General features: G+C 67.1%; 17 protein-coding genes. 7 read left to right on the top strand and 10 right to left on the bottom strand.

All coding sequences use genetic code 11. The annotated features are described in order from the left end of the window. The coding region (locus QPK29_RS32270; RefSeq protein WP_400189926.1) for a hypothetical protein at window positions 1–268 on the bottom strand (268 nt) is incomplete at its 3' end. A 459-nt stretch (window positions 269–727) separates the two neighbouring features. On the opposite strand from QPK29_RS32270, the gene QPK29_RS32265 reads away from it, so the two are divergent. After that, complete coding sequence (locus QPK29_RS32265; protein ID WP_160406506.1) at window positions 728–1,297, top strand: lipocalin family protein; 570 nt, start codon at window positions 728–730, stop codon at window positions 1,295–1,297. A 93-nt stretch (window positions 1,298–1,390) separates the two neighbouring features. Next, window positions 1,391–2,296, top strand: a complete 906-nt coding sequence (locus QPK29_RS32260; RefSeq protein WP_371772278.1) for a helix-turn-helix domain-containing protein — start codon at window positions 1,391–1,393, stop codon at window positions 2,294–2,296. Here the strand turns inward: QPK29_RS32260 and QPK29_RS32255 are convergent, their stop codons facing one another. Beyond that, on the bottom strand, window positions 2,297–2,845 hold the full coding sequence (locus tag QPK29_RS32255) for a DUF2058 domain-containing protein (RefSeq protein ID WP_056129863.1): 549 nt from the start codon (window positions 2,843–2,845) through the stop codon (window positions 2,297–2,299). A gap of 150 nt (window positions 2,846–2,995) precedes the next feature. Here QPK29_RS32255 and QPK29_RS32250 point away from each other — a divergent pair, with 150 nt between their 5' ends. Then, entirely contained in the window at window positions 2,996–4,195 is a 1,200-nt protein-coding gene (locus tag QPK29_RS32250; protein WP_371772279.1) for an RNA-guided endonuclease InsQ/TnpB family protein, read from the top strand. Between the two features lie 78 nt (window positions 4,196–4,273). Here QPK29_RS32250 and QPK29_RS32245 read toward each other — a convergent pair whose 3' ends face one another. Continuing rightward, a complete protein-coding gene (locus QPK29_RS32245) occupies window positions 4,274–5,425 on the bottom strand; it encodes an extracellular catalytic domain type 1 short-chain-length polyhydroxyalkanoate depolymerase (protein WP_371772280.1) in 1,152 nt (383 codons plus the stop codon). 9 nt (window positions 5,426–5,434) lie between these two features. Then, window positions 5,435–5,851 carry a CopG family transcriptional regulator gene (locus QPK29_RS32240; protein WP_371772281.1) on the bottom strand — a complete coding sequence of 139 codons (417 nt, stop codon included), beginning with the start codon at window positions 5,849–5,851 and terminating at the stop codon, window positions 5,435–5,437. A 165-nt stretch (window positions 5,852–6,016) separates the two neighbouring features. Between QPK29_RS32240 and infA the strand changes: the two genes are divergently transcribed. After that, window positions 6,017–6,280, top strand: coding sequence for a translation initiation factor IF-1 (gene infA, locus QPK29_RS32235; protein ID WP_056129853.1), 264 nt, complete (start codon window positions 6,017–6,019; stop codon window positions 6,278–6,280). A gap of 2 nt (window positions 6,281–6,282) precedes the next feature. Here the strand turns inward: infA and QPK29_RS32230 are convergent, their stop codons facing one another. The 4 genes from QPK29_RS32230 to QPK29_RS32215 form a co-directional block, all read right to left on the bottom strand. Further along, complete coding sequence (locus QPK29_RS32230) at window positions 6,283–7,569, bottom strand: MFS transporter (RefSeq protein WP_371772282.1); 1,287 nt, start codon at window positions 7,567–7,569, stop codon at window positions 6,283–6,285. Continuing rightward, window positions 7,562–9,988 carry a family 20 glycosylhydrolase gene (locus QPK29_RS32225; protein WP_371772283.1) on the bottom strand — a complete coding sequence of 809 codons (2,427 nt, stop codon included), beginning with the start codon at window positions 9,986–9,988 and terminating at the stop codon, window positions 7,562–7,564. Before QPK29_RS32225 ends, QPK29_RS32230 begins: the two co-directional genes overlap by 8 nt. 2 nt (window positions 9,989–9,990) lie before the next feature. Further along, complete coding sequence (locus tag QPK29_RS32220; RefSeq protein ID WP_371772284.1) at window positions 9,991–12,615, bottom strand: TonB-dependent receptor; 2,625 nt, start codon at window positions 12,613–12,615, stop codon at window positions 9,991–9,993. A gap of 144 nt (window positions 12,616–12,759) precedes the next feature. After that, on the bottom strand, window positions 12,760–12,960 hold the full coding sequence (locus QPK29_RS32215; RefSeq protein WP_056129845.1) for a DUF2905 domain-containing protein: 201 nt from the start codon (window positions 12,958–12,960) through the stop codon (window positions 12,760–12,762). Window positions 12,961–13,083: 123 nt separating this feature from the next. Between QPK29_RS32215 and QPK29_RS32210 the strand changes: the two genes are divergently transcribed. Beyond that, entirely contained in the window at window positions 13,084–13,551 is a 468-nt protein-coding gene (locus tag QPK29_RS32210) for a host attachment protein (protein ID WP_056129841.1), read from the top strand. Window position 13,552: 1 nt separating this feature from the next. Here the strand turns inward: QPK29_RS32210 and QPK29_RS32205 are convergent, their stop codons facing one another. Further along, window positions 13,553–15,160 carry a methyl-accepting chemotaxis protein gene (locus QPK29_RS32205; RefSeq protein ID WP_371772285.1) on the bottom strand — a complete coding sequence of 536 codons (1,608 nt, stop codon included), beginning with the start codon at window positions 15,158–15,160 and terminating at the stop codon, window positions 13,553–13,555. A 259-nt stretch (window positions 15,161–15,419) separates the two neighbouring features. Further along, the gene (locus tag QPK29_RS32200) at window positions 15,420–17,057 is read right to left on the bottom strand and encodes a methyl-accepting chemotaxis protein (protein ID WP_371772286.1); all 1,638 of its coding nucleotides are present in this window, start codon (window positions 17,055–17,057) and stop codon (window positions 15,420–15,422) included. A gap of 264 nt (window positions 17,058–17,321) precedes the next feature. Here QPK29_RS32200 and QPK29_RS32195 point away from each other — a divergent pair, with 264 nt between their 5' ends. Beyond that, window positions 17,322–18,524: an ABC transporter substrate-binding protein gene (locus QPK29_RS32195; RefSeq protein WP_371772287.1), complete on the top strand. Its 1,203-nt coding sequence runs from the start codon at window positions 17,322–17,324 to the stop codon at window positions 18,522–18,524. 1 nt (window position 18,525) lies between these two features. Next, window positions 18,526–20,988: an ATP-binding protein gene (locus QPK29_RS32190; RefSeq protein WP_371772288.1), complete on the top strand. Its 2,463-nt coding sequence runs from the start codon at window positions 18,526–18,528 to the stop codon at window positions 20,986–20,988. Window positions 20,989–21,060 lie beyond the last annotated feature (72 nt).

Raw genomic sequence — 21,060 nt, 5'->3', positions numbered from 1 at the left:
TCGCGGCGACCTGGTTCGTCGTCAGGGCGCCGACCTGGCCGGTCGTCAGGGCACCCGCCTGGTTCGTCGTCAGGGCGGCGATCTGCGTGGTCGTGAGGCCGGCCGAGATCTGGGTCGTGGTCAGGACAGCCAGGTCACGGGTTTCGATGGCCTGCAATTGGTTGGTCGTCAACGCACCAAGCTGCGTCGTCGAAAACGCAGTCATGTCGGAGGTCGCGAGGGCGACGATTTGGGAAGTAGTCAGCGCCTGTATCTGGGCGGTGCTCATTCCGGTAATAACTGATGCCATGGTCGATGAACCTTTAATATATTGAACGTTGTCCGAATGATCGCCGCCCGATGCGCGATATCAGTAAAAGACTATTTCCCTAAGGATACATTTTATTGGTGCGCTTACGAATGCTTTACGGCAACAAACCGGCCAACTTGAGGCATTTTCGGTTGTTTTTTCTCCACAACGCACTCTCCACCACGTATTTTTATCCCTTCGATAATTCATCCGGACCGGCTTTTCCAGCCACGTGGCGCTTGACGTTTCTTGCGTTGCCATTAAGAAATTTCTGTCAGCAGAAGAGAAAGGCGACAGCCGCACGGCTGCCATTAAGTCTGCAGAGCAACTTTCTTGCAAATCAATGTAGTTGCATTATTGACAATCGATTGGCGGCGGGCGACGGCTCGCGCGAGGTTGTCGTACGATAGACACAGTCCCGTTCAACAACGTATCCCCATGCTCCCGAATACCCGCCTGATCCTCTTGCTGCTCGGCCTGCTCGGCGCCAGTGCGACGCTGCTCGCCGCCGAACGCGGCGCCCGTTCCGCGCCCGTGACGCCGGTTCCCAGCCTCGACGTGCCGCGCTACATGGGCGCCTGGTATGAAATTGCAAAATACCCGAACAGGTTTCAGAAACAATGTGCCGGCAACACGACGGCGCATTACAGCCTGCAGCCGGACAAGACCGTGCAAGTCATCAACCGCTGCCGCCGCACGGACGGCACCATCGACGAGGCGGTGGGCACGGCGCGCCAGCTGGGCGGCCCCACGTCGCCGACGCTGAAGGTCCGGTTCGCGCCGGCCTGGCTGTCGTTCCTGCCGATGGTGTGGGGCGACTACTGGGTGATCGACCTCGACCCGAATTACCAGCTGGCCGCCGTCAGCGAGCCGGGGCGGGACTATCTGTGGATCCTGTCACGCACCCCGACCGTGTCGCGCCAGGCGTACGGCGCCCTGCTCGAGCGGCTGGAGCGGCAAGGGTTCGACCTGAGCAAGCTGGAGATGACGCCCCAGGCGGCGTACTGACAACACTCGGCGGCGGCGGCAGCGGTAAACGCTTGCCAACGGCATGTTATTTACGGAAACTAGTTATTTCAATTTTGTAAATGATTGCCGTTGATGTCGAAGACCGCCGCGCGCGTGTCGCGCCTGTATGAAGTGATGGACCTGATGCTGGACTCGGTCGGCGATCCGCTCGCATTGAAATCGCTGGCGGCGTCGGCCAGTTATTCGTCGTTCCACTTCGACCGCATCTTCCGCGAACTGACGGGCTTCTCGGCCTGCGAATACCAGCGCAAGCGCCGCCTGCGCCGCGCCGCCCACCTGCTGCGTCACGAGCCGGACGTGCCCATCGTGCGCATCGCCCAGGATTGCGGCTTCCCATCGAACGCGGCATTCGCCAAGGCATTCAGGCAGCAGTTCGCGATGTCGGCCAAGGCGTGGCGCGAAGGGGGATGGCGCGACTACATGGACCAGCAGGTCGGCCGCGAGAGCGACGTCAGCTTCTTCGTCGCCGAGCCGGACAACCTGGAAGCGATCCTGGCCCCCTACTGCCCGCCCGAACCGGGCACGATCGCCGCGCGCATCGCCGTGCGCAACCTGCCGGCGCTGACCTTGCGCTACCAACGCTTCTTCGGCCAGTCCGGCGCGGCGCTGTCGTTCGCCTGCCACGACTTCATCCAGGAACGCGAGAAGGCCGACGGCGTGCCCGCCAGCACCCCGTGGTACGGCGTGTTCGACGAAGACCCGGGTTTTACGGGCGAGCGGGAATATTGCTATGACTTCGGGTGCGCGGACGATACCGTGCTCGATCCCGGCCTGGGATTACGCGTCCTGCCGGCCGGCACCTACGCCTGCCTCGACTTCGACGACGAGTGGCCGCGCTTCCGCTCCATGTACGAGGACTGGCTCGACAAGCAGGCCGTCTGGCGCCTGGACAGCACCCGGCCGCACATCCAGAAGGTCGAACGCACGCCCGAGGGCCGCTGGCGCGGCTGGCTCGCGCTCCCGATCAAGAAACGTTGATCACCAGTCGAAATCGTCGGGGATCTTGAAGTCCTTGTACGGATCGTCCTCGCCTTCCGCGACGGCTTCGGCAGCCTTGTTCACGCGTACGACGCGTTCCGGCGCCCGTTCCGCGATCTTGTCCGCGATCACGCGCGGCACCAGCTCGAAGCCGCCCGCGTGGGCGACGATCGACAAACGGCCTGCCACCAGGTGGTCGCGCACGGCCGCGGAGACGTGGATGCGCTCGATCTTCGTGCCGATCGTGAAGTTGTAGACGACGTCCAGGTTGCCCTTGCCCTTGGGCTGGCGGTTCACCTGGATCATCTGCGTGATCTGCGCCTCGACAGCCTTCGCGGCGGCGGCCGCATCGCGCTGGGCGTTCAGGGCACGGGCGCGCTCGGCCTGCTGGCGCTGGGCCTCGGCCACCGCCTCCTTCGTCTCGTTGACGCTTTGCACACCGGTGCGGCGCTCGATTTTTTGCTGCTTGGCCTTTTCCTGGTTGACGACCTTGACCTTCTTCTTGTCGACCAGCCCGGCCTTCATCAGCTGCTCCTGCAGGGAAACCATCGTCTACTCCATTACGATCATTGGTTATAACAGTTCATTCGGAACTTTGCCCATTTTGTGCGATCTTATGCAACACAGCAAGTTCGTTCTGATCAGCACAGACGCCATAACGCTTGGCGCCTTGACCAACTCCAGTGTAAAGAATGCACAATGCTCGTTGCACACCGCATCAGGTTGGTCCCGAACAACGTGCAGGCAACCTACTTTGCGCGCGCGGCCGGCACAGCCCGTTTCGCCTATAACTGGGCGCTGGCAGAGTGGCAGAAACAGTACGAAACCTGCAAAGCCGACCCGACGCTACCTAAGCCGTCCGAAGCGGCGTTGCGGCGCCTACTCAACAGCATCAAGCGCGAGCAGTTTCCCTGGATGCTGACGGTCACCAAGAACGCACCGCAGATAGCCATCATGCAGCTTGGACGAGCCTTCGAGAACTTCTTCACCGGGCGCGCCCGTTACCCGCGGTTTCGCAGGAAAGGACAGGACGACCGCTTTACCTTGGCCAATGATCAGTTTCGCGTCGAGGGACGGCGTATCCGCATCCCGAAGTTGGGGTGGGTCCGCATGCGTGAGACACTGCGCTTCGCGGGCCGCATCGTCTCGGCCTCGGTCGCACGTGTCGTTAACCACTGGTATGCCAGCGTCACTGTCGAGACCTCCGATCTACCCGCGCCGCACGTCGAGAACCAAGGCACGGTCGGGGTAGACCTGGGCGTCAAGGTGTTGGCCACCTTGTCGACCGGCGAAACGTTTGAAGGTCCGAAAGCGCTACGTACGTTACTGATGCGCCTGCGTCGACTGTCGCGTGGCCTGTCCCGTAAAGTCAAAGGCTCGCGCAACCGCGCGAAGGCGAAGCTAAAACTGGCGAAGCTGCACGTGCGCATCGCCAACATCCGCCTCGACAGCCTGCACCAACTCAGCACCAGCATTACGCGCCGCTTTCACACTATCGGCATCGAGGATCTCAACGTCAAAGGCATGTTGCGCAACAGGTATTTGGCGCGGGCCATTGCCGACATGGGTTTCGGTGAGCTGCGCCGCCAACTTAAGTACAAGGCGGCATGGCGTGGCGGGCAGGTCGTGTTGGTCGATCGCTGGTTCCCAAGCAGTAAGCTGTGCTCGGGCTGCGGATACCGGCTAGAGGCGCTCGCCCTCGATGTGCGTCACTGGACCTGCCCAGGTTGCGGGGTGTCTCACGACCGTGACGTCAACGCGGCGATCAACCTGAAAAATGTGGCGGTGAGTTCTACCGCATCTGCCTGTAGAGGGGAAGGCTCTGGCCCTGCGCGCGAGCGCAAGGTGAAACCGGCCCCGGTGAAGCAGGAATCCAACCGCAAAGTTAACTATGGTTAGCTTTGCGTAAGTTTGGAAGAACGATCCTCCAGCATAGCAAACGTCCTCCTAACCTGGAGCCTTCGCAACAGTCGTCAATCAGCCGCCGGCCTGACCCAGGAAGAAGCGCAGCATCTCGGCCGATGCGCTCGGCCCGGCCACATCCGTGTACGAACCGGACGGATCGCCGCCGGCCCAGGCGTGACCCGCCCCGTGCACGACCCAGTGTTCCGCCACCGCGCGTCCGGCATCGTCCAGCGCCGTCGTGCGCGTGTGGCCGCGGCCGGTGCCGGCCGTGCCGCGCTCCTCGATCTCGCGTACGGTCCCGTCGCCCAGGAACTGGCGGATCAGCACCTCGCCGTTGGACGGATGGACGACGGCGTCCTGGTCGCCATGGAACACGATCAGCGGCACGCGGCGGCGCAGCGTCCGGCTGGCGCCGTGCAGGTGCTTGCCCTTCATCGCGTTCAGCCCCGACATGAGGTCGCGCGCCGCGCCGACCGGCAGGCCGGAATGCACGCCGACGGCCGCATACAGCTCGGGATAGGCCGCGCCCATGACGGCCGCCATCGCCCCGCCCGCCGACAGGCCGGCGATGTAGACGCGGCGCGGATCGGCGCCGTGCTCCTGCACGATCTTGCGCGTCATGCCTGCAAGCAGCGAAGGCTCGCCCTGCTCGCGCTGCTGGTGGGTCGCGTCGAACCAGTTCCAGCAATTCGAACTGTTGGCGCTGCGCTCCTGGTCCGGATACAGCACCAGGCAGCCTTGTTCTTCCGCCAGCCGGTTCATGGCCGTGCCGGCCGCGAAATCGGCGGCACTCTGCTGGCAGCCGTGCAGCATGACGACGAGCGGACGCGGCCCGGTCGCCGCCCGTGCCGGCACATACAGGCGGTAGCGGCGCGTGCCGGCTGCGTTGCCGAACGATCCTTCGATAAATTGGCCGGGCGCGTCAGGCGTGACCGGCTGTGGACGCGGGCGCAGCGCGTCCAGGCGCGCGCGCCAGTCGTCGGCCGGCTTGCCGCCTTTCGCCGTGGCCTGACGGCGCAGCCAGTCCGGCACGCCGTTCAGGTCGACGAACGGTGCGCGCGCCGGCGCTTCCGCCGCGGACGGCGTGGCGGCGGGCGCGCCCGGCATCAACCCGGCATTGCGCAGCGCATCCTGGATGAGCGCGGTGGCCGCGGCCGGGTCCTTGCCCTGGCCCGAACGGACGGCGCTGAGCATGTTTTCAACAAATTGTTCATAGGGTTTCATGGTGTTCCTTCAAATATGGATGCGGTCCGCGAGCGCGGACTTGACGGCGGCGGGAGCGAGAAAGGCGCCCAGCACCTGGATCGACGCGATGGCGTCGCGCGCCAGTTCGGGCGTGACGTCGTCGTCGATGGTGGCGAGGCCCAGCACATGGATGTCGACCCGCTCGCCGGCGGCGACGCTTGCTTCAAGCGCCGCCCTCGTATAGCGCTGCATGCCCATGACGAAGCGCTTGCGCGTCACCGTCTGGCGGATCACGTCGCCGTGCTGCTGTAACTGGTTGCGGATGGCCGTACGGACGAAATCCGTGCGGTTCGTATAAAACCCTTCCGCCACGAGCAGGTCCATCTGGGCGAGATCGACCAGGCCCAGGTTGATCGTGACCTTGTCGGTATCAGGGAATTTGGGTTTCGTTTCGACGAGCTTCATGGCGCCTCCATGGTTTTTATACGCCCATCATACTCCAACCAGAGTATAAATGGAGTATAACTAAAACTCATCCAAATGCGTTATAATATGCGTTCCGGCTATATAGCCGACTCACCTCATCGACACGCCGGCACCCCGCCGCGCGCCCGCCACCCAAGGACCCCCATGGCCAAAGAAGAACTCATCGAAATGGACGGCATCGTCCAGGAAATCCTGCCCGACTCGCGCTTTCGCGTCGACCTCGACAATGGACACAAACTGATCGCCTACACGTCGGGCAAGATGCGCCAGCACCATATCCGCATCCTCGCGGGCGACCGCGTGACGCTGGAGATGTCCGCGTACGACCTGAGCAAGGGTCGCATCACGTTCCGCCATATCGAGAAGCGCAACGCAGCGCCGGCGCGCCGCCCGACCTACCGCCGCTGACGTCAGTCCTGCGTCGCCGGTGTCATCTTCACGAACCACGTCAACACGAGCACCGGCAGCGCCGACAACACCACCCACACGAAGAAGTGACGGTAACCCAGCGCATGCTGGATGTCGCCGCTGACCACCTTCGACAGCACGAAGCCCAACTGCATGAACCCGGACCCCAGCGCGTAGTGCGCGGTCTGGTAGCGGCCGGGCGCGATCACCTGCATGATGAACAGGATCATGCCCACGAAGCCGAACCCGTAGCCGAACATCTCGGTCGACAATGCGGCCATGACGAGGCCCAGGTGCGACGGTTGCGCCGCGCTCAGGTACCAGAACACGAGGTTCGGCACGTTCATCGCGAGGATCAGCACGAGCATCGCGCGCCTGAGGCCCACGCGCGCCGTGAACCAGCCGCCGAGGATGCTGCCGACCAGGAAGGCCGCCGTGCCGGCCGTGCCGTAGATGGCGCCCACTTCCTGCGTGGAGAGACCGAGGCCGCCGACCGCGCGCGCATCGCGCAGGAACAGCGGGCCGATCGTCTGCACCTGCCCTTCCGCGAGACGGAACAGCAGGATGAACACGATGCCCATCCAGATGCCCGGCTTGGCGAAGAATGCGCGCACGACGTCCACCAATACGTCCACGCTGCCACGCATCGACGCCCCGGCGCCGGTCCTCGCGGTCTCGGGCAACGCCCACGCGTGATACAGCCCGAGCCCCGCCAATAAAGCCCCCAGCAGCCCGAACACGGTCGCCCACGCGGCCGGCGGTCCCACGCGCTGTTCGAGGAAGCCGGCCAGGATCACGAGACCACCCAGCGACAGGAACTTGGCGCCGTTGAAGAACGCGCCCTGCCAGCCGGCGTACGCCGCCTGCTGGCGCTCCGACAGGTTCGCGATATACAAACCGTCGGCCGCGATGTCGTGCGTGCTGGACGCGAACGACACGATGGCCAGCAGCCCGATCGCCAGCGCGAACCATGCGGGCAGCTGCAGCGCGACGGCCAGCGCCGCGAGCGCGATGCCGCCCGTGACCTGCAGCACGACGACGACCCGCTTCTTGCTCGCCGCGAGTTCCAGGAATGGACTCCACAATGCCTTGAACACCCAGGCGAGGCCGAGGACGCCGGTCCAGCGCGCGATCTGCTCGTTGGGCACGCCCATGCTCTTGAACATCAGTCCCGCCACGAGGGCGACGGCGTAGAACGGCAGGCCCTGCGCGAGGTACAGCGTGGGCACCCACGCGAGCGGATGACGGTGCGCCTGGGGTGCGAGGTGGTCGGGACGGATGCTATCCATGGGAGTCCAGTGCGATGACGACGGTTGCGCTCTTGCGGCCGCGCGTGTCGAAGGTGGCGACCTTGAACACGGCGGCGCCCTGCCCTGCCTCCACCGGTCCCGTGTAGCGCGGGCTGGCGGCATCGGGCTCGCTGCCGTCCAGAGTGTAATGCAGCGCCAGGCCCGGCAGGGCCACGTTCGCGTGGAACGTCCGGCCGGCGGCGACGGCGCCCGGCGGCGGCAACCGGTAGCCGTAGGCCAGCGGCGCGCGGTCGAGTCGTGCCAGTTCGCGCTGGCCGAGGCGGTTGGCGAACTCGTTCCACGCGTCGTCCATGGCGCGTGCGCGCGCATCGGCATCGTCGATCGCGCACCAGCCGGGATCCGGTGCCCACGCCCGCTCCGCCAGCGCCACGAGGCGCGGCGCGGCCAGGTATTCGATGCGGTCGCGCGTGCGCGCATTCTCGCCCCACAGCTGTCCCTGCAGGCCATTGACGCGGCGCCGGCCCGCGGCCGTCAGGCGCGTCATCGCGGCCAGCCGCCCGGGCGACACGCTTTGGCCCATCGGGTCGGTGGCCGCGCTGACGATCATGTCCAGCGGGCAGAAGCCGAACGCATGGCGCGTCTCCACGAAGCCGGCCCAGTAATAACCGGGTTCCTGCGGATCCTTCGCATACGCGAGGTCGAAATACAGGTTCGCGGCATTCGCCAGCACGACGTCGTAGCCCGCATTGGCGAGACGGTACGCGACGTCTTCCTTGCCCGAGCCCCAAGCGTTGTTCCATGCATAGACCTGGAAGCCGGGGCCGCCGTCCTCGTACACGAGCGCCGTCTCTTCCCAGCCCGCGAACGCGAGGCCGTGGCGCGCGAGGATCGCGCGGCAACGGTCGACGAAATCCGCCTGCAGCTGCGCGATCCGGGTCCAGCCCCGCTCGCGCATCAGCGCCCGGCACCGCGGCGAGCCTTCCCACGCGCCCGGCGGCACCTCGTCGCCGCCCGTGTGGATGGTCTTGAGCGGCACGCCGGCCTCGCGGTACAGCGCCGCCACGTGGGAGGCGACCGTGTCGATGAAACGGTCGACCGACGGCAGCGCGATGCAGATCACGTTGTCGCGCCACAGCTGCACGGATTCGTAGACGGAGGCATCGTACGGATCGCTCAGCAGGTAGCGCTCCGCGCCTTCGATATCGCCCTGCGCGCGCAGGCGGTCGTGGCGCGCGCGCATCGCCAGCACGGCCGCGCGCGCGTGGCCCGGCATGTTGAATTCCGGGATGACCTCGATGTGGCGTGCGTGCGCGTAACGCAGGATCTCGATGAACTCGTCCGCGTCGTAATGGCCCGTGCCGGACGATGTGCCCACGTCCGCGCCGGAACCGAACGACGGCGGGAGGGTGTGGTCGCGCGCCGCGCCGCGCTTGCTGCCGATGTCCGTCAGTTCCGGCAGCGCGTCGATCCGCAGGCGCCAGCCCTCGTCGTCCGTCAGGTGCAGGTGCAGCCGGTTCAGTTTATAGCGCGCCATGCAGTCGAGCAGGCGCTTGACCGTGGCGACCGAGGCGAAGTGGCGCGCCACGTCGAGCATCATGCCGCGGTAGCCGAAGCGCGGCGCGTCGAGCACGCGGCCGCACGGCAGCACACCATCCGCATCCAGCAGCTGGGCCAGCGTCTGGATGCCGTTGAACACGCCATGCGCACCGGCGCCGCGCACGAGGATCGTTCCGGGATCGATGTCGAGCCGGTACGCCTCCGGCCCGTCCGTCGCTACCGTGCCGATCTCCAGCAGGATGCGCGCGCCGTCGCCATCCGGCAGATCGTCCAGGAGCGCGCGCAGCAACGCCGCCTCGCCGGCCAGCGCGGCGCCGGCCATGATCTCGCTGGAGGCCGACAGCCGGCTGCGCGCGTTCGTGAAGCGGGCCGAGAGCGGCGTCGGCGTGATGCGGCCGACTTCCGCATCCGGCAGCAGGCGCAGGCCGCCGTTCTCGCGCCAGCGCCAGGCCGCGTCGGCCGGCGGCAGCGCGTCACGCGCATGGCGCTGCAGCTGTTCCGGCCGCGCGAACGGCGTGACGTCGGCGTCGCCCAGGTCGACCGTGCGCCCGTCCGCTTCGACGAGGTAGAAGCCGAGCGGCGCGTCCGTCAGGCTGATGGCCCAGAACTGCGCCTCGTAGCGCACGTCCAGCATCGCGCCGGGCTGCCACGGCGACGGTGCCGTGCGCCGCAGCGCGAACAGGTCGCCGTTGACGTGCTCCAGGTCGAAGCCCGCGCTCGCGCTGCCGGCCAGCACGCGCCGGCACGCGTTGAAGTACACGGTCCATCCCGCCGCGATCGGCGCGTCCGACACGTTGGTGAGCGTCAGGCGCGCCGCGAACGCGTCGTCCGCGACGAGGTTGGACAAGCACGCCCACGTCACGACGACCGGCGCGCCGTAGCGCTTCTGCTGTTGCGACACGATCAGAGCTTGCCGCGCAGGCCGAGGTAGAAGGTGCGGCCGTTCGAGTAGAACGCACGCGGCTGGTCCTTGTTCTCGGCGTACATCTTGATCGTCTCGTTGGTGAGGTTCAGCGCGTCGAACGTGACCGTCAGGTGCTCGTTGATCTTGAAGTTCACCGAGGCCGCCAGCGACGGCATCGCATCCACGTGCTGGCTCGCGCCGCGGTCGACGCCCGCCTTGTACGCCGAACGGTGGCTGTACGCGAGACGCGCGGAGAAACGGTCGTTCTCGTAGTAGCCCGTCACGTTGTACGTGTTCTTCGACGCGTTGAGCATCTCGCCGCCGCCATCCAGCTCGCCGTCCGCCCACGTGTAGTTGGTGAGCATGCCGAAGTTGCTCCACAGCGGCTGCTGCCAGGACAATTCGATGCCCTTGTTGGTGGCGGTCGTGTTGTACGGCGACGTGATCTGGTAGTCCGTGAACGCGCCTCGCTTGTTGTTGTAGTAGCTGCCCGTGCTCGTGCCCTGCGCGACGATGGAGCTGAAGTCCATGTAGAACAGGCCCGCCGACAGCATCGCCTTCGGCATGTAGTACCACTCGGCCGACAGGTCGTAGTTGACGGAGCGGATCGGATCCAGCTTGACGTTGCCGCCGCTGCCCGACAGCGCATCGTCGTTCAGCGACACGGAGCCGCCCAGCGCGCTGTAGTCGGGACGCGCCATCGTCTTGGCGATGCCGGCGCGGACGACAAGGTCGGAACGCACGTCGAACTTCACGTTCGCGCTCGGCAGGTAGTCGCGGTATTTGCGCTCGTACGTCGTGGGCGTGTACGGACCGAATGCGGAACCGGTGATCGGGTTCTGGCCGCCCGGCAGGTTCACGACGGTCGTCTGGCGCGTCTCGACGGTGCGCAGGCCGAAGTTGCCGCTCCAGCTGTCGCCGCCGATGTCGGCCATGCCGTAGACGGCCGCCGTCTTCTCGCCCACGTTGAATTCGTCGAGCCAGTTGTGGCGCAGGGTGAAATCCAGCAGGCGGTTGCCCGGCACCGCGCCCCAGGCGCCGAGGGCCGGACCGCTGTACTTGAAGTAGTTGTTGAAGACGCTGCCGCCGAGGTCCGAGCCGAAGTCGCCCGGGTACATCTCGCCGTTCCACACCGGTCCCGGATTGCTGAAACCGTTCGGGCCAGGACGCGTTTCCAGCGGGTGCTCGGCGGTGCGCTTGTGGTCCGTCCAGCGCGCGCCGAAGCGGACGCCCTGCAGCCACGGGTTGTCGCGCACGCGCCAGGTGCCGTCGACCTGCGCATACTTTTCCTTGTCGACCGACTGTGCCTCGCCGCCGCCCGCCCACGCCGTCGATCCCGGTTTCGTCGTGTTCCCGCCCGGGTAGCTGACGGTGGCCGGCGTCATGCCGTTCAGCGCGTACATCATGCCGCCGTCGACGTTGTTCTGGTAGTAGACGTCGCCGTGGTCCCAGCCGATGCCGTGCGTGCGGCCGATCTTGCCCGTGAAGCTCAGGTCCTCGTTGACGCGCCAGCGGCCGTTCAGGTCGATGTACCACGATTCGCCGCCCGCATCCGGACGGTAGATGTTGTCGACCTCGCCCGAGTTGCTGGAGAACGTCGCGCCGACGAGCGTGCCGTTGCGGATCACGGGGCTCGCCGGAATCAGGTTCGCGCTGTTGATCGAGTTCGCGGGCGCGGCCAGCCAGTTGGTGTTCTGGTGCGGCGCGCTCAGCTTCGAATAGAAGCCGTTCAGGTCGACGCCGATGTCGCGCGTCGGTTTCGCCTCGATGTCGAAGGCGCCGCCTTCACGCTTCTTCTTTTGTTCGAAGAACGCGGCGCCGATGAAGGTCGGGACTTTCACGCCCGCGAGCGACGGATTCGCGACGGCGGCGGCGCTCGTCGCGCTGATCGGCGTGTAGCCGAGGATCTCCTGGCCGTCGCGGCGCACGCTCTGCTTTTCCGAGAAGCCCTGCAGCAGCACGCCGAACGTATTGGTCGCGTTCTTCCAGCTCACGAGGGCCGACACCTGCGGCTCGGTCTTTTTTGCGAGGTCGTTGTAGTTGGCCTGCACCGACGCTTCCACCGTCAGGGGCTGGCGGAAGTCGAGCGGACGGCGCGTGATCACGTTGATGGCGCCCGACACGCCGCCTTCGACGAGATCGGCGGTGGCGCTCTTCTGCACGACGATGGAACCGACGAGTTCCGACGGCAGCAGCGAAAAGCTCGACGAGCGGCCCACGTTGCCGCCGTACTGGTTCAGCACGAACCAGTCGCCCGTGCTGATCGCGTGGCCGTTGAACAGCGTCTGCTGCAGGCTGGGGCTCGTGCCGCGCAGGCTGACGCGGTCGTTCTCGCCGAAGCCGCCCTCCCCGCCCGCGGACGATTGCGTGTTCACGCCGGGCAGGCGCTGGATCGCGTCGGCCACGTTCTTGTCGGGCATCTTGCCGATGTCCTCGGCCGTCACCACCTCGACGACGGCGTCCGCGTTGCGTTTCTGGCGCAGCGACTGTTCCAGTGCCGCGCGCACGCCCGTCACGATCACGGTCTGCGCGTCCGGCGTGCCGCCGTCCTGCGCGCGCGCCTGTGCCGCGATGCCCATTACCAATATCGTCACCGCGCCCGCGATCGCGGTGGTCCGTCCCATCGACTGTCTCATGTGCTCTCCCAAAACTGTGGTAATCAAAGAACCTTGCCAGTTTCGAATTCGTGGACGCTGCAGCGTCTCTCGTCTTCGTATGGGGCGCATTGTCTCGTTGAAATTCCGACCGTGTTTGTCAAATCTTGCTAATCAGCGGCGGAAGAACCACAGCACGATCGAGACGACGATCGAGATGATGAGGCAGGTGACGATGGGGAAGTTGAAGGAAAAACCTTCGCGGACGACGTGGATGTCGCCGGGCAGGCGGCCGAACGGGAACCGGCGCAGCCAGGGCCAGAGGAGCCCCGCGGCGAGCAGCACGAGGCCGAGAACGATGAGGAGTTTTTGCATGGCGCCAGTCTAGCGCCTTTCGTATTTCCCGAAAATCCTGGTTGGGATAGACTCTCCCTCAGCCTGTATGGCCCCGGTGGGGCCTACATCTTCAAGTTTATTTTGGACAAAAAGGGGGAAAGCATGCCTACCACCTGGATCGTATCCGCCGACGCGGGCCGCGCCCGCATCTTCGCCGAATCGGACCCGAAGCAGCCGTACATCGAAGTCGAGGACATGGTCAGCGCCAACGCGCGCCTGCGCGACGCGGACATCAACACCGACCGGATCGGCCCGACGTCGGCCGGCCAGAGCATCCACAACACGGGCGGCGCCACGCCGAACAAGCAATACCAGCCGGCGCAGACACCGGAACAGCACGACGCCGAGTTCTTTGCCAGGGACATCTGCAACTACCTGCTGAAGAGCTGGCAGGAGCAGCGCTTCCAGAAACTGGAACTGGTGGCCGAGCCGAAATTCCTCGGCGTGCTGCGCGGCCAGCTGGACAACCAGCTCAAGCCGCTCGTCGACCTTGAACTGAACAAGGACTACAGCCACTTCAACGCGCACCAGCTGCGCGAACAGCTGCAGGCGCAGAAGTCCAAGTTCTGATTCAGGCCCGTGCCAGTGCCGGACGCGGCTGAGCGTCCGCTACTGGCCGCGTCGCCTGCGCCGGCCGCGGGCGCACACGGAACACGCCGACCGACGCCGCCAGGCGCTGCGCCTGTTCGTGCATCGTGCCGGCCGCGGCGGCGGCTTCCTCGACCAGCGCGGCGTTCTGCTGCGTGACCTGGTCCATCTGCGCCACCGCGACGTTGATCTGGCCGATGCCGGCCGTCTGTTCGGCACTGGCCGACGTGATCTCGCCCATGATGTCCGTCACGCGCCGCACGCTGTCGACGATCTCGCGCATCGTCGCGCCGGCCTGACCCACGAGCCGCCCGCCGGTCTCCACGCGCTCGACCGAGCTCTCGATGAGTCCCTTGATCTCCTTCGCCGCGCCGGCCGAGCGCTGGGCGAGGTTGCGCACCTCGGACGCCACGACGGCGAACCCGCGCCCCTGCTCGCCCGCGCGCGCCGCTTCCACGGCCGCGTTGAGCGCGAGGATGTTGGTCTGGAACGCGATCCCGTCGATGACGCCGATGATCTCGGCAATACGGCGCGACGCGTCGCTGATCTCGCCCATCGTGCCGACCACGTCGTCGATGACCGCGCCGCCGCGCTCCGCCACGCCCCGCGCCGCCTCCGCCAGCGCATTGGCCTGGCGCGCGTTGTCCGCGTTGTGCTTCACGGCCGACGTCAGTTCTTCCATCGATGCGGCCGTCTCTTCCAGCGACGACGCCTGCTGCTCGGTGCGCGCCGACAGGTCCTGGTTGCCGGCCGCGATCTGGCGCGAGGCCGTCGCGATCGTATCGGTACCGCCGCGGACCTCGCCGACGATGTCCGCCAGCGATGCGTTCATGGCGCGCAGCGCGCCGAGCAGCTCGCCGATCTCGTCGTTGCGCTCGATGTGCACGGTCTGCGTGAGATCGCCGGCCGCCACGCTGCGGGCCAGGCGCAAGGCTTCGGCCAGTGACGCGCCGATGCCGCGGATCAGCCACGTGGCGACGCCGGCGCCCGCGAGCGCGCCGATGACGATCAGGGCGATCGCGAGATTGCGCGTGCGTTCGTAGCGTGCCAGCGCGGCGCCGTATTGCGCTTGCGCCACGTCCAGCTGCAATTGCACGAGCGCCTGCATGTTCTTCTGCGCCGGCAGGTAGCGCGACGCCAGCGGTCCCTTGACCAGCTTGCGGATCTCGTCCGCATCGTTGGCACGCAGCGCGGCCATGGTCGGCTTCAGGCCTTCCCGGACGAACGCCAGGCGGCTCTCGATGAACGTCTGGGCCAGGACTTTTTCTTCCGGTGTCAGGTAGGTTGCCTTGTACCGGTCCCACAGCGTACTGATTTCCTGGATGCGTGCTTCGACTTCCGCGATCACGGGACCGTTGTCCGGCTCGGCCGCCAGCGCGGCGCTCGACAGGGCGTTCTGGTTCTGCTGCATCAGCGACAGGATATGGCTGAGCTGGCTGAGGGGTACCAGGCGGTCGTTGTACACGGTGCCCAGCGCGGCATTCGTGGCGCCCTGGTTGACGAGGCCGACGACGCCCACGACGATAGAAACCGCACTCAACAGTACGGTCAGGAAGATGAGACGGGTCTTGATGCTGAGATGTTTGAACATGGCGATGGCAGGCAAAGCGACTGTTTGTAGGTATGGTGGCGCTACCAAACTGTAGAGCAGTTTAACGGCTACCGGTACTCATTTGTTGCCATCAGCCCACAAAATCACGCAATTTCCAGCTATCCGCACCAAAGCGGAGCGGGCATCACTATTCCGGTGCGGCAATGCGCACCAGGATGGCGCAAAATACACGTCCGTAAACGGCGGCGCCCGCCGCTGCCGGAAGGCAGAGCGGCGGGCGCGAAGCCGGCGTTGTCGCTTAAAAGCCCGTGCCGCGGGCAGCTGCCAGACGACGTGCGGCGAATGCCGGCTGCGGCCGGGACGGCGTACGGGATGCAGCTGCGGCCGCATGGTCCAGCTTGAACGCGCTGACCGCCTCGGCCAGGCTAAGCGCCTGTTCCTGCATGGATTCCGTGGCCGCGGCGGCCTCCTCGACCAAGGCCGCGTTCTGCTGCGTCACCTGGTCCATCTGCTGGATCGCGGCGCCGACCTGTTCGATGCCGGCGCTCTGCTCGCCCGACGCGGCCGAGATCTCGGCCATGATGTCCGAGACACGGCGCACACTGGCGACGACTTCCTGGATCGTCGTGCCGGCCTCGCCCACCAGGCGCGAACCGGCGGCGACCTTCTCGACGGAGTCGCCGATGAGTTCCTTGATCTCCTTCGCCGCCCCGGCCGAGCGCTGGGCCAGCGTGCGCACCTCGTTCGCGACGACGGCGAAGCCGCGGCCCTGCTCGCCCGCGCGCGCCGCTTCCACGGCCGCGTTCAGGGCGAGGATATTCGTCTGGAACGCGATGCCGTCGATGACGCCGATGATGTCGACGATCTTCCTGGACGACGCATCGATCGCGCCCATCGTTGCGACCACCTGCGCGACGACGTCGCCGCCGCGCACGGCCACGGCGGACGCCGACGCTGCCGTCTGGTTGCCCTGCCGGGCATTCTCCGCGTTCTGGCGCACGGTGCTCGTCAATTCCTCCATCGACGCCGCGCTTTCCTCCAGCGCGCTGGCCTGCTCCTCGGTGCGCGCCGACAGGTCGTGGTTACCGGTGGCCACCTCGACGGCGGCGGTGGCGATGGTGTCGGCGCCGCTGCGCACGCGCGTCACCAGCGCGTTCAGGTTCGCGTTCATGGTCTGCAGCGCGATCATCAGTTCGCCCGTCTCGTCGCGGCTCGTGACCTCGATGCGCGTCGTCAGGTCGCCCTGCGCGACGGCGTTGGCCACGGTCACCGCGCGCCGCAGCGGGCCGGTGATGCTGCGCGCAAGCCACCACGCCAGCGCCGCGCCCAGCAGCACGACCGCGATGCCGACGCCGACCAGCAGCAGGCGCCCGCTCGCCGCAATGCCCTCGACGCGCGCCTTGGCCTCGTCCACGCCCTTCTTCTGGTGCTCGGCCAGGTCGGCCGCCGCCGCTTCGTACGCCGCGAGCGCCGGATTCATGCCGGCATCGGCCGCGCGCTCGATGGCGGCCGCGTCGACGGTGCCGCTTTCCATGAGTGCGAACAGCTTCTTGCGCGCCGTAATGTAGGCCTTGCGCCGCTCGCTGAGGGCCGCCATCAGCCGCTTGCCTTCGTTGCTCGCGACGAGGCGCTGCAATTCCTCGTCGATGCGGCTGATCTCTTCGCTGTTCGCCTTCATCTTGGCGTTGATCCGTTCACGGTCCGGGGCATCGATGGCGCGCAGGCGCGCTTCGGTCAGGGCACGGTTGATGCGGGTGCTGGCCAGCCGGCGGTCGGCCAGGCGGGTCTTGCTGATCGACACGTCCATGTCCGCGGTCGCGCCGACCACCTGCTGCAGGCGCAGCACGCCGACGACGGTCAGCAGGGCCGACAGTGCAAGCACGGCGGCGAATGCGAGCCCGAGCCGGGCTCCGATTTTGAGATTCTGGATATGCATGTGTACCTCGACGGAAACGGAAATGCTGCGGATGCGCGCGGCGGGTCGTGGCGGCGGGCCGGAGCGGTGAAAGGGCGAGGATGGGGCCCGCACGTGCCGCGCCTGCGTGGGCGGAGACCGTGTCACGATTTAATGATACACGCCATATTTATTCACGGAACATTCAGTTGCGACACCGCAACGCTATTTCGTCGCAGAATGAGGTAAAGCCTGCCGGTATAACGTTAAAATTCCAGATTCCGCTCCGTCACACCTGCGATTGCCATGTCCGCGTCCAACTATCCCTCGCCGTCCCGCCGCCGCGTTCTCGCTGTCCTGTCGTTGTCCGGCCTGCTGCCGACGGCCCGCGCGGCCGCGCCGCGGCCCGTGCTGCTGGGGATCGACGGCGAATTCGGACTGGACAATTCGACATCGGCCCAGGCCGTCGAGCTGGGCATGCGCGCGGCCATCGCCGAGATCAACGCAGCGGGCGGCGTGCTGCACGGCCGGCCGTTGCAGGTCGTGACGAAAGATCATCGTTCGATCCCGGCGCGCGGCATCCGCAACATTCAGGAGTTCGCGGCGATGCCCGATCTCGTGGCGGTGTTCGGCGGCCGCTTCAGCCCCGTCGTCATCGAGGAACTGCCGACGCTGCGCGCGACGCACACCTTGTTCATGGCGCCGTGGTCGTCGGCCGACATCATCGTCGACAACGAGATGCGTCCGAACTACGTGTACCGCCTGTCGCTGCGCGATTCGCTGGCCATGCCGAAGCTGCTGCAGACGGCGCAGCGGCGCGGCCTCGACCGCATCGGCCTGCTGCTGACCAACACGTCCTGGGGCCGCAGCAATGCCCAGGCGGCGGCCCGCGCGGCCGAGACGCTGCCCGCGCTGAAGCTCGTCGGCACGTCGTGGTACAACTGGCGCGACACGAGCCTCGTCGACAACTACCAGCACCTGCGCGCGGCCGGCGCCCAGGCCATCGTCCTCGTCGCCAACGACGACGAGGCGGCGATCCTCGTGCGCGAAGTGGCCGCGCTGCCGAAAGCGCAACGCCTGCCGATCCTGAGCCACTGGGGCGTGACGGGCGGCGAATTCGCGGTCCAGGCGGGACCGGCGCTGCAGCAGGTCGACCTGTCCGTGATCCAGACCTTCAGCTTCTTCCGCGCCGACCCGGCGCGCGTCAAGCGCTTCCTCGCCAGCGCGGCGCAGGTGTCGAAGGTGCGCCGCATCGAGGACATCAAGGGTCCCGTGGGCGCCGCGCACGCCTACGACCTCACGCACATCCTGGCGCTCGCGATCGACCGCGCCGGCAGCACCGACCGCAAGGCCGTGCGCGACGCGCTCGAGCGTCTCGGCACGGTCCACGGCCTCGTCAAGACGTATGCGCCGCCGTTCACGCCTGCCCGCCACGAAGCGCTCGGCCCGGACGACCTGCTGCTTGCGCGCTACCGCGCGGACGGCGTCCTGGTGCCTGCGGGCGACTGACATGATCGACGCATCCGCCCCGGCCAGCCTCGCGCGCCGCTTCGCGCACGCGGCCGCGATCCTGACGGCGGCCGCCGTGCTGCTCATCGCCGGCGTCTCGTTCTGGCTGATCGACCACCAGCGCGCGCAGGCCAACGCCCTGCTGCAGGAGCGCGAAGTCGCGTTCCACGCCACGACCGTCGGCCACAACCTGGAAGCGGTCGTCACGCGCCTGCACGAAGTGGGGGCGAGCCCGATCCTGGCCACGGCGCTCGTCGACAGCGCCGGCAAGGAAACCTACCTGACGCCGTTCCTGCACGGCCTGCGCCAGATGAACGGCATTCCGCTGCGCCTGCTGTTCACGGATTTCGAGGGCAAGGAAATCGCGGACAACGGCGTGCCCGGCTTCACGGACGCCGACATGGCGTGGCTGCGCGCGCGTCTGGAAAATGGCGACGAACGGGCCACCTTGCAGACCGGTCCTGACGGCGGGGAGCTGCTCGGCGTCGTGCTGCTGCGCTACCAGCGCACGCGCACGCCGGAAGGCGCCCTGGTGTACAAGGTGCGGCTGGCCGACCTGAAGCCCACGTCGTGGGCCGTGCTCGCGCCCGCGCCGGTGGGCAGGAAGGCGGCGGTGCCGCACGAGATCGCGGCACCCGTGCCGCTGCCGCCGCGCCTGGCCCACGTGGGCCTCGTGCTGCGCGAGGACGAGCGCCGCCTGCCGCTGCCGCTCGAGACGTCGGGGCCGCAGTACCTCCTGATCCTGGTCGTGGCCTGCCTGCTTGCGCTGGTGGTGTTCATCCTCGCGGCGCGGCTGGCGCACGGCCTCACGCGCGACCTGCGCCGCCTGGAGACGTTCTCCGCCAGCCTGGGCGACGACATCGGCACCCAGCGCGCGCCGCTCGAGGGTTCGCGCGAAGTCGTCAGCCTGGCGCGCGCGCTCAACCGCATGCTCGACCGCCTGTACGAACAGCGCGCGCGCCTGGAAGAAGAACGCCGCAAGTTCCTGCAGCTCGCGAACAACATCCCGCAGCTCGTGTGGATGGCCGACCCGGAAGGCAACATCGTCTGGTTCAACGACCGCTGGCACGAATTCACGGGCAGCCCGCCGGGGAGCGCGGGCGCCGCCGAGTGGCACCGCTACCACGATCCCGAAGTGCTGCCGCAGGTGATGCGGCGCTGGAAGGAAGCCCTCGCCAGCGGCAACATGGCGCAGATGACCTTCCCGCTGCGCGGCGCGGACGGCCGCTACCGCAGCTTCTTCACGTCGGTGGCGCCGCTGCGCGACGAGGCCGGCCAGATCGTCCAGTGGTTCGGCACGTGCACCGACGTCACCCCGCTGGAACGGGCGGAACGCGCCGTGCGCTACAGCGAGGAGCGCCTGCAGCAGGGCCTCGTCGCCGCCCGCATGGCCGTGTGGGAGCGCGATCCGCACAGCGGCCAGGTCAGCTTCTCGGCCAACCTGCACAGCGTGTTCGGCAAGAGCTGGCACAACATCGCCGAGCTGCAGAAGCTCGTCCATCCGGACGACCGCCAGCCCCTGCGCGACACGGTCGAACAGGCCATCCGTGCCGGCGGCGAATACCGCGCCACGCCGCGCGTGCGCCGCGCCGACGACGGCCGCCTCGCGTGGATCGACATGCGCGGCCGCCTCGGCCTCGGCGCCGACGGCCGCAGCACCGTCGTGCACGTCGTCGCGATCGACATCACGGAGCGCAAGCGCGCGGAAGAAGCGCTGCAGCTCGCGGACCGGCGCAAGGACGAATTCCTCGCCATGCTGGCGCACGAACTGCGCAACCCGCTGGCGCCGATTTCCAGCGCGGCCGACATGCTGCGCCTGGCCTATGCGGGCGAGCCGCGCGTGAAGCAGATCAGCGACATCATCGCGCGCCAGGTCGCGCACATGCGCCACATCGTGAACGACCTGCTGGACGTCTCGCGCGTCACGCGCGGCCTCGTCGCCGTGGCCAGGCAGCCGATCGACCTGCGCCGCGTCGTCGCGGAGGCCGCCGAACAGGTCCGTCCGCTCGTCGACGCGCGCCGCCACCGCTTCGACGTCGCGCTCGGCGAAGCGCCCGTGATGGTGGACGGCGACCATACGCGCCTCGTGCAGGTGGTCGCGAACCTGCTCACCAATGCCGCCAAGTACACGCCGGAGGGTGGCCACATCGAGGTCGAACTGGAAGCCGCCGACGGCCAGGCCTTCCTGGCCGTGCGCGACAACGGCAACGGCATCGGTCCCGACCTGCTGCCCGTCGTGTTCGACCTGTTCACGCAAGCCTCGCGCACGCTCGACCGCGCCCAGGGCGGCCTGGGCCTGGGCCTCGCCCTGGTGCGCAAGCTCGTCGAACTGCACGGCGGCCAGGTCAACGCCGCCAGCGCCGGACCGGGGCGCGGCAGCACGTTCACCGTCACCCTCCCTTTGCTGGACGTCAAACCGGGGTCAGAGCCCGTTTTTGAGAAATTGCCTGAAACCGGGGTCTGACCCTGACCCTTCCCCACATATTTTTCTTGTAGGTGGACGGGGTTGCTGTTAGCTTCCGGTGAAAAAAGCTGG

Origin of the sequence: Massilia orientalis, from assembly GCF_030411975.2 — a bacterium.
Classification (GTDB): domain Bacteria; phylum Pseudomonadota; class Gammaproteobacteria; order Burkholderiales; family Burkholderiaceae_D; genus Telluria; species Telluria orientalis.
The sequence above is the reverse complement of the archived record's forward strand: the minus strand, read 5'-3'. Positions and strand labels throughout refer to the sequence as shown.